General features: G+C 30.2%; 13 protein-coding genes. 9 read left to right on the forward strand and 4 right to left on the reverse strand.

What is annotated here, in order from left to right:
- Positions 1–36 precede the first annotated feature (36 nt).
- Positions 37–2,247, reverse strand: a complete 2,211-nt coding sequence (locus AC2I98_RS12215; protein ID WP_486411941.1) for an NADP-dependent isocitrate dehydrogenase — start codon at positions 2,245–2,247, stop codon at positions 37–39.
- A 337-nt stretch (positions 2,248–2,584) separates the two neighbouring features.
- Between AC2I98_RS12215 and AC2I98_RS12220 the strand changes: the two genes are divergently transcribed.
- The 9 genes from AC2I98_RS12220 to AC2I98_RS12260 all read left to right on the forward strand — a co-directional run bounded on the left by AC2I98_RS12220 (position 2,585) and on the right by AC2I98_RS12260 (position 12,035).
- Positions 2,585–3,532 carry an endonuclease/exonuclease/phosphatase family protein gene (locus tag AC2I98_RS12220; RefSeq protein WP_486411942.1) on the forward strand — a complete coding sequence of 316 codons (948 nt, stop codon included), beginning with the start codon at positions 2,585–2,587 and terminating at the stop codon, positions 3,530–3,532.
- A gap of 28 nt (positions 3,533–3,560) precedes the next feature.
- Positions 3,561–4,034, forward strand: coding sequence for an Lrp/AsnC ligand binding domain-containing protein (locus tag AC2I98_RS12225; RefSeq protein WP_486411943.1), 474 nt, complete (start codon positions 3,561–3,563; stop codon positions 4,032–4,034).
- A 9-nt stretch (positions 4,035–4,043) separates the two neighbouring features.
- Positions 4,044–4,787 carry a deoxyribose-phosphate aldolase gene (deoC, locus tag AC2I98_RS12230; RefSeq protein ID WP_486411944.1) on the forward strand — a complete coding sequence of 248 codons (744 nt, stop codon included), beginning with the start codon at positions 4,044–4,046 and terminating at the stop codon, positions 4,785–4,787.
- A gap of 213 nt (positions 4,788–5,000) precedes the next feature.
- Positions 5,001–5,864 carry a helix-turn-helix domain-containing protein gene (locus AC2I98_RS12235; RefSeq protein ID WP_486411945.1) on the forward strand — a complete coding sequence of 288 codons (864 nt, stop codon included), beginning with the start codon at positions 5,001–5,003 and terminating at the stop codon, positions 5,862–5,864.
- Positions 5,865–6,034: 170 nt separating this feature from the next.
- Entirely contained in the window at positions 6,035–6,577 is a 543-nt protein-coding gene (locus tag AC2I98_RS12240; RefSeq protein WP_486411946.1) for a hypothetical protein, read from the forward strand.
- Between the two features lie 51 nt (positions 6,578–6,628).
- Positions 6,629–7,435, forward strand: coding sequence for a fimbrial biogenesis chaperone (locus tag AC2I98_RS12245; protein WP_486411947.1), 807 nt, complete (start codon positions 6,629–6,631; stop codon positions 7,433–7,435).
- On the forward strand, positions 7,425–8,450 hold the full coding sequence (locus tag AC2I98_RS12250; RefSeq protein ID WP_486411948.1) for a hypothetical protein: 1,026 nt from the start codon (positions 7,425–7,427) through the stop codon (positions 8,448–8,450). The genes AC2I98_RS12245 and AC2I98_RS12250 overlap by 11 nt, the downstream gene beginning before the upstream one ends.
- 6 nt (positions 8,451–8,456) lie before the next feature.
- Positions 8,457–11,270 carry a carboxypeptidase-like regulatory domain-containing protein gene (locus AC2I98_RS12255; protein ID WP_486411949.1) on the forward strand — a complete coding sequence of 938 codons (2,814 nt, stop codon included), beginning with the start codon at positions 8,457–8,459 and terminating at the stop codon, positions 11,268–11,270.
- A 39-nt stretch (positions 11,271–11,309) separates the two neighbouring features.
- Entirely contained in the window at positions 11,310–12,035 is a 726-nt protein-coding gene (locus AC2I98_RS12260) for a DUF4184 family protein (RefSeq protein ID WP_486411950.1), read from the forward strand.
- On the opposite strand, the gene AC2I98_RS12265 is transcribed toward AC2I98_RS12260, so the two are convergent.
- The 3 genes from AC2I98_RS12265 to AC2I98_RS12275 form a co-directional block, all read right to left on the reverse strand.
- Positions 12,013–12,621, reverse strand: coding sequence for a hypothetical protein (locus AC2I98_RS12265; RefSeq protein WP_486411951.1), 609 nt, complete (start codon positions 12,619–12,621; stop codon positions 12,013–12,015). The genes AC2I98_RS12260 and AC2I98_RS12265 overlap by 23 nt on opposite strands.
- A 94-nt stretch (positions 12,622–12,715) precedes the next feature.
- Entirely contained in the window at positions 12,716–13,783 is a 1,068-nt protein-coding gene (locus tag AC2I98_RS12270; RefSeq protein ID WP_486411952.1) for a diphosphomevalonate decarboxylase, read from the reverse strand.
- A gap of 14 nt (positions 13,784–13,797) precedes the next feature.
- Positions 13,798–14,799, reverse strand: a complete 1,002-nt coding sequence (locus AC2I98_RS12275) for an NAD-dependent epimerase/dehydratase family protein (protein ID WP_486411953.1) — start codon at positions 14,797–14,799, stop codon at positions 13,798–13,800.
- Positions 14,800–15,059 lie beyond the last annotated feature (260 nt).

A 15,059-nucleotide genomic window follows, 5' to 3' on the forward strand; every position in this document is an offset into this window, starting at 1 on the left:
ATTGAGGTTTTGTATTTATAAAGAAAAGTTGAAGGATTAGATTCCGTCAACAATTGTATTTAATGTTGCAGATGGACGCATTGCAGCAGTTGTTTTAGTAAAATCTGCTTTGTAATAACCACCAATATCTTGAGGTTTTCCTTGTGCACCAATCAATTCTTCGTTGATTTTTGCTTCGTTTTCTTGCATTGCTGTTGCAACTGGAGCAAATTTAGCAGCTAAATCTGCATCTTTTGTTTGATTAGCTAACGCTTCAGCCCAGTACATTGCTAAATAGAAGTGAGAACCACGGTTATCGATAGTTCCTAATTTACGACCTGGAGATTTATCTGTCGCTAAGAATTTTGCATTAGCCTCATCTAAAGCGTCTGCTAAAGTTTGTGCTTTTGCATTTCCTTGTGTTTGAGATAAGTGCTCTAAAGAAGCTTGTAAAGCTAAGAATTCACCTAAAGAATCCCAACGTAAATAACCTTCTTCTACGAATTGCTCGATGTGTTTTGGAGCAGATCCTCCCGCTCCAGTTTCGAATAATCCACCTCCGTTCATCAATGGAACGATAGATAACATTTTAGCAGAAGTTCCTAATTCTAAAATTGGGAATAAATCTGTTAAGTAATCACGTAATACGTTACCAGAAACAGAAATAGTATCTTTTCCTTCTCTTGCACGGCTTAAAGTTTCTTTCATGGCGTCTTTAACGTCCATGATACGGATATCTAAACCTGTTGTATCATGATCAGCTAAGTATTTTTCAACTTTTTTGATGATTTGTTGATCATGAGCTCTTCCTTTATCTAACCAGAAAATTGCTGGTGTATCAGATAAACGAGATCTGTTAACAGCTAATTTAACCCAATCTTGGATAGGAGCATCTTTTGTTTGAGACATTCTGAAAATATCAGTAGCTTCAACTTTTTGCTCTAATAATACGTTTCCGTTTACATCTTCAACTTTAATTGTTCCATTTGCTGGAGCTTGGAAAGTTTTGTCATGAGAACCATATTCTTCAGCTTTTTGAGCCATCAATCCAACGTTAGGAACAGAACCCATAGTTGTAGGATCTAAAGCACCGTTTGCTTTCATATCATCTACAACAGCTTCGTAGAATCCTGCATAAGAACGGTCTGGAATAATAGCTACTGTATCTTCTTCAGCACCATCTTTGTTCCACATTTTTCCTCCATTTCTTACTAATGCAGCCATAGATGCATCAACAATAATATCAGAAGGAACGTGGAAGTTTGTAATTCCTTTATCAGAATTAACCATTGCAACACGTGGTCCGTTTGCTAAATCAGCTTCAATAGCAGCATTGATTTCTGCTTCTTGAGGTTGACCTTTGATTTTTTCGAATAAATCTGCTAAACCATTATTTGGGTTAATGTCTAATGCTTTGAAAGTATCAGCGTATTTTACAAAAACATCTTTAAAGAAAGTTTCAACGATAGCTCCAAAAATAACTGGATCAGAAACTTTCATCATTGTTGCTTTTAAGTGAGCAGACAATAAAACATTTTTATCTTTTGCTTCTTGAATTGCTTCTTGAACGAAAGAACGCAAAGAGTTTAAATTCATTACAGAAGAATCAATTACTTCACCAGCTTTTAAAGGTGCTGCAGCTTTTAATTCTTGAACAGAACCATCTTCTCCGTAAAATTTGATTGTATATTCAGTTGCGTTTTCTAAAGTTGTTGAATTTTCAGTACCATAGAAATCTCCAGATTTCATGTATGCAACTTCTGTTTTACTATCTTTAGCCCAAGCTCCCATTTTGTGAGGATTAGCTTTTGCATAGTTTTTAACAGCTTTTGGCGCACGACGGTCAGAGTTTCCTTCACGTAAAACAGGGTTTACAGCAGAACCTAAAACTTTTCCGTATCTAGCTTTAATTGCTTTTTCATCTTCATTTTTTGGTTCAGCAGGATAATTTGGTACCGCAAAACCTTTTGCTTGTAATTCAGCAATTGCCTCGTCTAATTGAGGAACAGAAGCCGAAATGTTAGGTAATTTGATGATATTTGCTTCCGGAGTAGTCGCCAAAGCTCCCAATTCTGCTAAAGCATCAGGAATTCTTTGTTCTTCTTTTAAGAATTCTGGAAAGTTAGCTAAAATACGTCCAGCTAAAGAAATATCTGGAACTTCAATTGTAATATCAGCTGTTTTCGTGAATCCTTGAACGATTGGCAAAAATGAATGTGTTGCCAACATCGGAGCTTCATCCGTAAGTGTGTAATGAATTTTTGACATTATGTTTTAAATTTTTTTGAGACTATTGTTTAATAGTCAATTAAAATTACATCTTTTCAATTTTGATTGCAAAAACTGCAAACTTTGCAAATATACAATTTTTAGCAGATTAAATTGACCATAAATCAATCATTTACACGAATTTTAGCATAACATTTAACATGTTTTTTAATCGCTGTTCAAGTTGATAATATATTAGATAAAAATTGTTCAAGTTGATAATTTTTGAACGTTTTTTTTTTCAACTTCGTGCTTCAACTAACTTTTAAAATATTTTTAGAATGAATCAAATTTTTAAAAACATACATTCTTTCTTATTTTAGCAAAAACAATTCTTTTGAAACAAAACTTCGCGACAATAGCATTTTATAATACAGAAAATTTTTATTCTAAATCATCGGAAGAATCATTTTTGCCAAGTAATTTCATCAAATGGAAAGATAATCGATATGATATAAAAGTGAATAAAATTGCTTTTTGTATCTCGAAAATTGGCAAATTAGAAACAAAGGAATTACCTTATTTGGTTGGCTTATCTGAAATAGAAAATGATGAGGTTTTACAAGATTTGGTGCAGAATGATTTTCTTAAAGAAGGAGCGTATAAAACGTTGTTATTCGAATCTTTAGATGAGCGAAAAATAAATGTAGGGTTGATTTATCGCGAACAATTTTTTGAAGTCACAGAAAGTGAACCCATTCGATTTGTATTTAAAGATCAGTTCGATAATAAATCTTATACACGCGATATTTTGTACGTGAAAGGAAATTTAGTAGGAGAAATTGTACATGTTTTTATTGTGCATTTACCTTCTAAAATTGATAAAGAGATTAATCAATTAAAGCGTCAACATATTTTTAAAACCATTCGAAAAAGAATTAACGATTTGTTAACCGAAAATTATTCGGAAAAAATAATGGTTATTGGAGATTTTAATGATTCTCCAACAAATCCTGATTTAATTACAGAATTAAATACTCGAGCGAAACAAGAAGAGATAAACAGAAACGAATTGTTTAATCCAATGGTAGGTCTGCAATCTTATCAAAGAGGATCAATGATTTTTAAAAATCAATGGATGTTGTTTGATCAGCAACTATTTTCGAAAGGATTTTTATCTTCTCTATCAAATTTAGAATATATAAAAACAGATATTTTTGATGCCGATTTTTTAAAGAATACAGGCGGAAAATCAACAGGTTTACCATTTCGTACTTTTGTTGGTGGAAAATATTTCGGAGGATATAGCGACCATTTTCCCGTTTATACCATTTTAAAATATTAAATTTGTAGCGGTTTAATTTTTAGAAAAGGTGAGAATCCACGAAAATGGTCAAGTAGAGATTGACGGAATCGATAAGTTGATTCTGAATGCTTTTATGGATAACGCTAATATTCCTGTTTCGCAGTTGGCGAAAGAGTTGGGAATATCGAATACGGCGGTTCATCAACGTATAAAGAAGTTAGAAACTTCTGGAGTGATTGATTCTACAAAAGTTATTGTAAATCCTGCTATCCTTGGTTATTCTACGATGTCTTTTGTCGGTGTTTTTATGGACAAGCCTTCTTCTTATAAATTAGTTGTAAAAGCTTTGGAAGAAATTTCGGAAGTAGTGGAAGCTCATTTTACAACAGGTAATTATGGAATTTTTCTTAAAATTTTGAGTCGAGATAATTTACATTTAATGAATGTGTTGAATAAAAAAATTCAGCAAATTGATGGTGTAACACGAACAGAGACAATTATCTCGTTGGAGCAACCAATCGATAGACAAATAAAACTTTAATATACAAAGATGAATATTAATCAATATTTAGACTCGACGTATCTTAAAACACCTGAACAAGCAGGTATTTCGAATTCTGATACATTAGATATGGTACACAAGTTAACACAAGAGGCCATGGATAATGAGATTTATGCAGTAATGATTCGTCCTGATTATGTAAGATCAGTGCGTGAATTATTGGATGAGAAAAAATCGAATGTTGTTTTGGGAACTGTAATTGGTTTTCCTGAAGGAACTTACGATTTGAATGAAAAGTTGAGAGAAGCGCAAAAAGCGATTGCTGATGGAGCCGATGAATTAGATTTTGTAGTTAACTATGAAGCGTTCAAAAAAGGAGATAGCGATAAAGTAAAAGAAGAAGTAGAAGCTGCCACTTTAGTGGCTTTACGTGAAGGTAAAGTTGTAAAATGGATTATAGAAACTGCCGCTTTAACAGATGAACAAATTGTTGAAATTACACAACTTATTCGTGATATTGTTTTAAATAAAGTTGGAGAAGAAAATGCCTCAAAAGTATTTGTAAAATCTTCGACAGGTTTTTATAAAACAGAAAATGGAGAGCCAAACGGAGCGAATGAACATGTGATTAAGTTAATGCTTGATAATGCAGGTTCGTTACCAGTTAAAGCTTCAGGCGGAGTCCGTACGACAGAAGAAGCAAAAAAGATGATTGATTTAGGTGTTAAACGAATTGGAACATCATCTGCTTTGGCAATTGTACAAGGAAAAGAAGCATCAGGAAATTATTAATACAATATTCCTTAAAAATAAAAAAGTCTCAAATATTTTTGAGACTTTTTTTTATTCATTTAAAATAACAATACTTGTTACAATTTAATGTTTGACTTCATGAAATTCTAATTAAGTTTGCAACCCTTTTTTTATAAATTGATTTGTATCAATGTGTTTGATAAAAATTGGTCGTAATTTTGTATAACAAACATTATAAAATTGTATAGATTTATGTTGTTGAAAGATCTTAATGTTTACAATAAATTGATTTTTGATGTAGGTATAACTGCATTCGAATTGAATGATGTCGCGCAAGTAGAGGAGTTGAGAAAAGAATTTTCTATTGATGAATATTTTGGAATAATTTGGTCAGGATCTAAAAAATTTATTCACAGAATAAATGGAAAAGATTATACTATTCCCAAAAATCATTTTCTTTTTATAGCTCCAAATATCAATCAAGATTTTGTGAAACAAACTTCTCGTACAGACGCATATTATATTGTTTTTAAACAAGAATTTTATTCAAAATCAATCGAAGAAAATTTAAAGTTAGAAAACAGCACGCTTTTTTCACGCGATATTATCAATATTGTAGAAAATACAATTTGTTCTGCACCAATTTTTCATTCTAATTATTTGCATTATTTCTTCACTGCATTCGAGAATGAATTGGATATTAAATTAGCACATAATTTGTTAGAACGAATTATTATTAATGGACAAATAGAAACTGTCGATTTGCGCGCGCAATTTGTACAAGATGATTTTGATGTTGAAGTGGCTACAAAATTTAAAAAATTGGTACAAGAGAATGTAAATGAGCATAAACAAGTTTCATTTTATGTAGATCATTTATTTGTTACAAAAAGAAGATTAGATAAAGCAACACAAATTGTTTTTGGTAAATCAGCAAAAGATATGATTGTGGAAGAATTAATGAAAAATGCAAAGATTTTATTAGTCAACTCAAAAATGTCAATAAAAGATATTGCGTTAGAGTTAAACTTTCTTCAAGAGACCAATTTTACTGCATTCTTCAAGAAAAACACCGGAATTTCTCCAACTAAATTCAGACAAGTTGCTCCGAATTAAATAGTTAGAAATGTCGTTTTTCATCATTTTTTAGACTATTTTAATCTTTTAAGACAAAAAACAACTTCTAAATTTGCATCCGCATTCAAACAAATGCAGATTATAAATATAACCACTACCTGAAAAATTAACAAGTTTTTAAGTCAAAAATTTTAACAATTTATAGAATTATGAAAAAATCAGCATTCATTTTAACGATTTTCTGCGCATTAGTTTCAGGATTAGCTTTTTCACAAACAGCTCAAGCAACTTTAAATGTGAAATTATACCCAATTCAAACAATTGTAATTGGTGGTGATAACACAGTTAACTTAGAATATAAAACAAAAGATGATTATTCTAACGGTGTAACAGCAAATATGAATGACCATTTAGTAGTTTATAGTACAGGAGGTTTCGCTGTTAAAGTAAAATCTGAAAATGAAAATTTAGTTTTTACAAAAGACGGAACAACTGATAAAATTGCTGCAAATACAATTAATTTACAAGCAACTTTAGGAACAGGAAATATTTTAAATTCTTCTACATTTAGCAATGTTGTATTAGATAAATCTGATAAAAACCTGATTTCTAGTACTGTTGGTGGAACAGATTTAAAATTTAATGTAGCATATAATGGAAAAGGAAACAACGATTATGTAAACAAATACTACAACGTTGAAAATCCAAACGTTTATACAACAACTGTTACATATACAATTGAAGCACAATAATATAATTAAATAAGGAAGTAATGTTGCGAAACATTACTTCTGCTTTTTCTTATGAAAGTTCTTCGTTTTTTAACAATCGTTTCTTTAGTCGTGTTACTTTTTTCAAGTAAAGTTAATGCGCAGTCAGGAGTTTCTGTGAGTCCTCCAAGGACTTATTTTACTCTAAATCCTGGCGAGTCTGAGCGTAAAAAGATTTTGGTAACTAATGTTAGTGATGTTAATACATTAGAGTTGGCAATTTCTTTTAAAGATTGGAAGTATGATGATTTTGGAGCAAATATAGTTTCGGAACCTAATACATTACCAACTAGTAATGCAAACTGGATTACAGTTTTACCAAATAATACTCTTACACTTTTACCTAAAGAATCGAAAGAAATCGAAGTTCTTATGCAAGTTCCAGAAAAGGTAAATGCAGAAAGTGTACATACAACAATGATGTACATTACGCAGACAAATCCTGTTGCTGGGAAAAATAAAAGTGGTGAAAACATTAAAATTTCGATTCGAACTGGAGTTAAAATCTATCAAAGATTGAACATTGGACGCGAAACAAATGTAGAATTTACCAATTTTGTATATGATAAAGTTGAAAATCGTTTAGTTCTTAATATTGCCAATGAGGGAAATGTTTGGAGTGAAGGAACGATTAAAAATGAAATCATTAATCAAGAAAATGGTGAGCAAATAAAACTTCAAGATGTAGTTTTTTATAGTTTACCAAATGATAAAAGAATTGTATATATACCATTGCCAAAAGACTTTGCAAAAGGCTCGTATATTGTCACATCAACTTTGAGTTTTGAAAAGGATGATCAATTGAAAATTGCTGAATTGACTTTCTCAAATGATAAGTAAAAATTTTTTACCAACCATTTTATCAACATATATCATGTTGATTTCAATTATATCTTCTGCACAATTTACGATAAATGCACATAATAACGGTTGGGTGCAAGTGAATGGAAGTAGTGGAGTTACTGTAAACAACATTGTTACAGTACAATTGCAAATGAATGGCGCTTTAAACTATAAGAATTGGTCTTTAGTAGGTCGTGTAGTTTCGCAGATTGTAAATTCTCAGAAAAAAGAATTTCCTGTTGATAAGTTGAAGTTAAGATTTAATAATTACTCAACTTCTCAATATTATTCGGAGAATTACCCTACGATAAATCAAATAGGAGTTATTCAAAGTAATATTGCGATGGCTTTTTCACCGAATTATTTTATTCGAAACTCTCCTTTGGTTATTAATACTCCAGCTGGAAAATATGGAAGTATTATTTTAAATTATAATATTGTTATTGATCCGGGAACTTATTTAAATCCTTTAAAATCTTGGAATAATTATCCTATTCAGATGGAATTTTCATTGTTGAATGAATTTGGAAATGTTATCGGAACAAGTCCTTTTTCTATTGAAATGCAAATTAGTCCGAATGGAAATTACGAACCAGTTCCTACACTTTCTATTTCTGTTGATGGATCTGCTATAAATGGAGAATTAGTTTTTAATACCGTACAAGATTATAAAAATGGAGTTCGAAAAGAGTATCAAAATGGACTTGTAGTTTCTTCTGATACAGCTTACGATATTCAAGTTTCTTCGTTAAATCAATATTTACAGTCAAGCAATTCAGAAAATCTTCAATTAAATTCGATTAAAGTTCAGCTGAAAGATACTGAAACGAATCGACTTTCGAATGAAATTCAATTGTCAAATTATAATCAATCGTTGATTACAAATAGTACAAAAACTGCTTCTAAAAAATACAATATTATTTATTCGACAACACCTTCGGATAGTAAAATTTTAAACAGTAAACCAGGAAATTATTCCACATCGTTGTTGTACACAATTACTCCATTGTAAACCAAAATGCATTTTTTTATCAATTATTTTCGAAGCGTATTTTTTATTCTGCTTTTCATTAATAGTGGACAGAATTTACGTGCTCAAAACTTAAATAATGGATTGAAATTTAATACAGTAAAAGAAATTTCATTAGAAGATGACAACAATTTTACAGTTATTTTGCAATTAGAGAATACATCAAACGATACAATTGATGCACGTCTGGGACTGAAAATTCCAGCTTCTATCAGATCATATTCTCAGGATAATCTGAAGATAAAAATCAATCCCAACAAAAAAGCATTCATTCCGATGAAATTCACAGTCAATAAATCGCAAATGGCTGGGAAATTATCGTTAGAATTTAGCATTGTCGATTTTTTAACAAAAAAAGAAATAGGAAATTCGTCTACATCAATTATTATTCAACAAAAGCGAGTAATCAAAATTTTTCCTGTTCAAACCAATATATTTTATCGTCAAGAAGGCGATTCTATTCATTATGATTTGAAAGTAATGAATATGGGAAATCAATCAGAAAATATTTTATTGACAAATGTTTTTCCTGATTTTAGGGGAAATTTTACATCAGAAAATAAACGAGTTGATGTTCCAGCTTTTCAAGAAAAAACAGTTCGTTTCTCGAAATATGTTGACCGAGATATGATGAAAATGGAAACATTTCAGGTTAATGTTTCAGGGTATTCAACAAATAACGATTTTCTTGGAAATGCTTTTTTTACAATTCAGAATGCAAGTTCAAATCGTGTATATGTAGATCCTACGATGTTAAATCAAGCTTGGACAAATCAGTCAACAAATTATGTTCGCTTAACAGCGCGTGATATTAATTCGACAAATGCAAATTATAATTTGATGGCTCACCAAGAATTTTCGGTTGGATTGAATGAGATAGCTTATAATTTGAATTCTACTAAATGGAATGTTAATCAAGATGATGTATTAACAGATACTTGGATAAAGTATCAACGAAAAAATAAAGGAGTTTTAATCGGGTCAATTAATAATAACGATTTTGATATGCCGATTAATGGTCGTGGATTGATGTTATTTAATAATTATGATAAAAATGATAACCGAATTGTTGTAGGAACTATTGAGAAAAACTACAATTTATTGGATCATTTACATCAAGATGATTTAAAGAATAATTATACAACTTTTGCAAATGGACGTTTTTTAGTCAACGGAAAAAACGAGTTGGAAACGACTGCCTTATATGATAGAAGTTATTCTACGACAAATTTTATTTTAACAAACGGTTATAAATGGATTACGCCAAATAAATGGAGTCATTCTGTGAAATTTGGATATGGATTTTCGAAATTTGCAGATAATAATAAAGCTGAAAATTCATTATCAGCCTCAGCAAATGTTTCGGGAACAATAGGAAAGTTCGATTTTTATAGTTCCAATTATTTCAGTTCAGGATATTATCCAGGAACTAGAAAAGGTGCATTGTACCTTAATCAACGTTTGCAACGTTCGTTTTCTAAATTTTCTATGTGGACATCCTTTACATTAACGAATAACAATCCAAAATCGATCGATCCATATTTAACGAATTATACACAAGCCAATGAATCGAAAGCTTTACGTTTTGAAACTGGCATTGCATTTAAATTAGCAAAACATTTTAATTTCTCTGTTTCACCTAAATTTAATATCGAAAAATCAAATGTTTTAAATTTCGAATCCTTTACGTATACGCCAATGAATTTTAAATCAGCATACGTAAATACTTCATTTACATGGTTGTCTAATTCGCGTGTTCATCAAGTGGTGTTGAATGCTTTGGGAGGTTTTTCTGAGTTGAATGATTTGGATAAAGTTGATCCAATTATTTATGGACAATTAACTTGGAACATGAAAAGTTTTCAGTTGAATACAACTTATCAACGAGGAAGTATGATGATTGCAGAAGTTTATTCGACTAATAATTTGAATCATCAATTAGAAAGATTTAATACATCAGCAAGTTATCGTCAAAGCTTTTTCAAGAAAAGGTTAAATACAGCTTTGTCAACATATTATAATATCGACAAAAATTTCGGGAATACGTTAACTTTTGGTGCTTCAGTAGATTATCAACCAATTGATAATTTAATAATTAATACACAAGCAAATTTTAGTCAATACAATTCTAAAATGTTGTACAGTAAACAAACATATTTGCAAGTTGGGGTACAATATAATTTGCCAGCGAAACGTACAGCGACTGATGTAAAAGATGGAACATTAAACTTATTTGTGTTTTATGATTACAATGCAAATGGTATTTTTGATGAAGGTGATAAAGTAGCTGATAATCGTAATGTAAAAATAAACGATACCAATTTTATTACAGATTTGGACGGAAATGTGAAGTATAAAAAAGTGCCTTATGGAAATTATTTAATCACTCTTCCTGGACAAAAATGGTTTGCCCAAGATTACAGTATTAGTTTAAAAACCAAAACAACTTCTATTTCTATTCCAATGCAACAAACAGGTGTTGTAAGAGGTAAAATAGAATACGAATTATCTTCTAAATTAGAATATCAAGTTTCGGCGAATTTGTTTGGATTTACGTTAGTTTTTAATCATGAAAATGGACAAGTTTTTTCTGTTAGAACAAATGATCGTGGAGAATATACTGCTTTTCTTCCTGTTGGAAATTATACGTTTCATATTGCAGAAAAAAGTTTACCAGAACATGTTTATGCAAAGAAATACTTAAATAAAGTAACGGTAGAAAAGGAGCAAAATACAGAATACGAAACGTTGATACTGAAAATTAAAGAAAGAAAAGTAAACATTAAACGTTTTGGAAATTAAATAAAATATTGAGTTACTTTGTATTCAAATAAAATCTAAATGCCACTTACTTTTTGCCATCCTGCGATTGTACTTCCACTAAAAAAGATTCAACCAAAATGGTTTTCAATGACTGGTTTAATCATTGGTTCTATGTCTCCAGATTTGGAATATTTTACTCGAATGAAAATCGAAGCAACGCACAGTCATTTGTTTTGGGGAGCAATTTATTTTGATTTACCAATTGCGTTGGTGTATTGTTTCGTATTTCATCTGTTTGTAAGAAATATTTTAATCAAACATTTACCATATTTTTTAAAAGAACGATTTGCAGAGTTTTTAGATTTTGATTGGAATAATCATTTTAAGACACATTGGTTAATTGTTATAGTTTCGATTATAATTGGAACATATTCTCATCTTTTTTGGGATGCTTTTACACATGAATGGGGATTTTTTGTAAAATTGATTCCAGCTTTACAAGAAGTTTGGTTTAATAATCCGATCGAAGTAAAAGGTTATAAATTTCTACAACATTTTAGCACATTTATTGGAGCTATTTTTATTGCAATATGGATTTATTATATGCCAAAACAAAAAATCTCTCGAATAAAGTTTGATTATCAATTTTGGTTAAAAATTGTTTTTATTACAGTTCTAATTTCAATTATCCGATTTGTTTTATTTCCTGTAGAAATTATGATAGGAAATATAATCGTCGTACTTGGTATGTCAGGATTTTTGAGTTTGGTTATTTTGGTTATTAAGGAGAAAGTATTTTTTTAAGCTGCTTAGTTATTTCTGTATATGAGAATTCTCCATAATAACTACGGTATTTATTATTGTACAAAATAACAAAACTTGAACAAGGGTAATGATCTACAAAAAATGTTTTTTCTACTATTTGATTTGGATCTTTATACCAAATTAAATAATCTAAAGTTTTAATTCCTTCGTTGTTTTTAAAAATATTAATAAAATTTGTTGTAATGATTTTATTAGCTTCATTCTCTTTGAAAACTTGTATACTAGCTATATCTTTAGGATTTGCTGAACTTGAAGAATTACAACTATCTTTTCCTGGATAATAGGTAATAACTGTAGGGTATTGATTATTTATCTCAATCCCTAACTTATTACTAAGCTTTGCAATAAACTCAGTAGTATTTATTTCTCCGTTTACTGAACGAATAGGAATAATTTTTGAAATTTGTAAAGAATCGTTATAAACTTTTAGTTGATTAGCTTTTCTATTTATTTTTTGAAATTGTTTTTCTGTAATTTTATTTCCTTTTACATCATAATATTGCATTTGAGAATAGCCAATATTAGAATATAAAAGTACTAATAATAAAAATATTTTTGAATACATGTTATTGATATATTTGAAGTTAAATATATTAAAAAAAAACTAAAACAATAAAAGGTTGTCAATTATTGACAACCTTTTATTGTTTTAGAAGTGATTAAAAATTCACTTTATCTTTTATGTAATTTCCGTTTTGACAGAATGGTTTCAATTCATTTTCGATGAAGATTTCTATTGCTTCCGCATCTTGATTTGGATAAAGCAAATGTACATTTGCGCCAGCATCTAACGTAAAATACAGATGATTTCCAGTCTCACGACGGAATTCCCATAATTTTTCTAAAGCTGCAACTGTATTTGGTTTCATTAAAATGAAAGCAGGGTTCGACATCATCATCATCGCGTGTAATGTTAACGCTTCGTGTTCTACTAATTCTCCGAAAGCTTTGATATCACCAGATTTCAAAATAGGTAATAAAGCTTTTAAATTGTCATTTGCTTCTACAAAACGTCGTTCCGCATAAGGATGTCCATTCATCAAATTGTGACCAACAGTTGAAGAAACAGATTTTTGACCTTCGTGAATCAATAAGATTGTATCGTGAAAAGTTTTGAAAACATAATGAATTTCTGTGTCAGGATATTTTGTTCCAAATAAATCTGAACTACCTTCAATAAAGTCATTTTCTCCCCATTCAACCAAACCTTTGTAAGCTGAACGACAAGCACTTCCAGAACCTAAACGAGCCAAGAAAGAAGCTTTTTTTAAAGCATCTTCTTCAGATAAATTTGCGCCTAATAAATTCTCTATTTGAACTAAACATAACGCCATCGCAGACATTCCAGATGCAGAAGAAGCTATTCCAGAGCTGTGTGGAAAAGAGTTGTGTGTATGAACTTCGAATTTATAATGCTTCAAAAATGGAATGTAAGCTGTAATTCGCTCAAAAAAAGTAATGATTTTTGGTGCAAAACTTTCTTTTAATTCACCTTCCAAATAAACATCAACTTCAAAAGTGTCTGAAATTTTTGGATAAAATTTCAATTCAGTTTCTGTGTAACTATTTGTTAACGTATAACTAATTGAGCTATTGGTTGGAATTTGATTTTTCTTTTTTCCCCAATATTTTACCAACGCAATGTTAGATGGGCTTTTGGCATTTACGCTTCCAGCTTCTACTGAAAATGCGTTTGTCGAAAGTTTCGAGATGAATTGTTGTTCCATAAAACAAAAGTAAACTATTTTGTAGAATTTAGTTTTTGAAAACGAGTATAATGATAATCGACAGCATCTTTTACTGAAATAAATTCGTAATCTAATGCTTTTTTAACTTTAGAATTATCGTAATTTGTAACAGAGGTTAGCGAATAATAATTAGCTTTTGTCATATATTTTCCACCAAAAATGCGACTAAAAACAGAAAGACTTTTAATGATTTTTAATGTTGCGTTGGAAACTGTTTTTACCGAACGTTTACTGTTCATCGAAACATAATCAAAAACTTCTTTATACGTTTTATTCTCTGAAATAACTATGAACTTCTGATTGTAAAGTTGTTGATCAATTAATTCTAAGAAAATTTTAATCACATCGCGTACATCAACAAAAGCAGTTCCGCCTGAAGGTGCATAATCACTTTTTGATGAATTTTGTTGAAACAAACTTTCGCTTGCTCGTTTTGTGTCTAACGTTCCGATAATAACACCAGGATTAATAATAATCACTTTAATACCTTCTTGCGAAGCACGCCAAACTTCCATTTCTGCTCTAAATTTTGAGATAGAATAAGAAGAATGTGTTAAACTATTGTTCCAACCAGAGCGTTCATCAATCATTTTTGTGGCAGGATTCAAATCATCCATAGAAGCGATAGAGCTGACAAAGAAAAACTCTTTTATACCAGAATCAATTGCTTCGTTAACTAAAGCTTCGGTTCCTAAAATATTGGTGTTGAAAATTTCTTCTTCTTGACGTTCATCAAACGAAACAAAAGCTGCTGCGTGATAAATGGTTTCGATTCCCTGTAATAAATTCGGAAGTTCAGTAACATCTAACAAATTGCCATCAATCCAATGAATAAATTGATAAAATTGTAAAGCATTTTGTTCTGTAAAGAAATTCTCGATGGCTTTTGTGTTGGATGTTTTTCTTTTCAGAGCACGAATTGGTTGTTGCTTTTTTGCTAACTCAACTAATAAATGTGCGCCAACTAAACCTGTTCCTCCCGTTACGAAAATCATACTGAATTATAAATATCTCTTTTTCTTGAACCAAAAGTAAATAAAAATTACCACTATTAACATGATAAGTAAACAAATTAGCGACTAAAATATAACGTCAACAAAAAGGATGTTTTTTTAACAATTGAATCTTTAGAAGAAAATGTTAAACGTTGTTTAATGTTAATATTTGTTAATTTTCTTAATGCTTTTTCCCTCTCATTTTAGCATGTTTTGCTAATTTTTGTTTAATTAAATCTAAATACGAGTTAAATATTGAT

It is taken from the genome of Empedobacter sp. EJD.6dd (genome assembly GCF_057369435.1).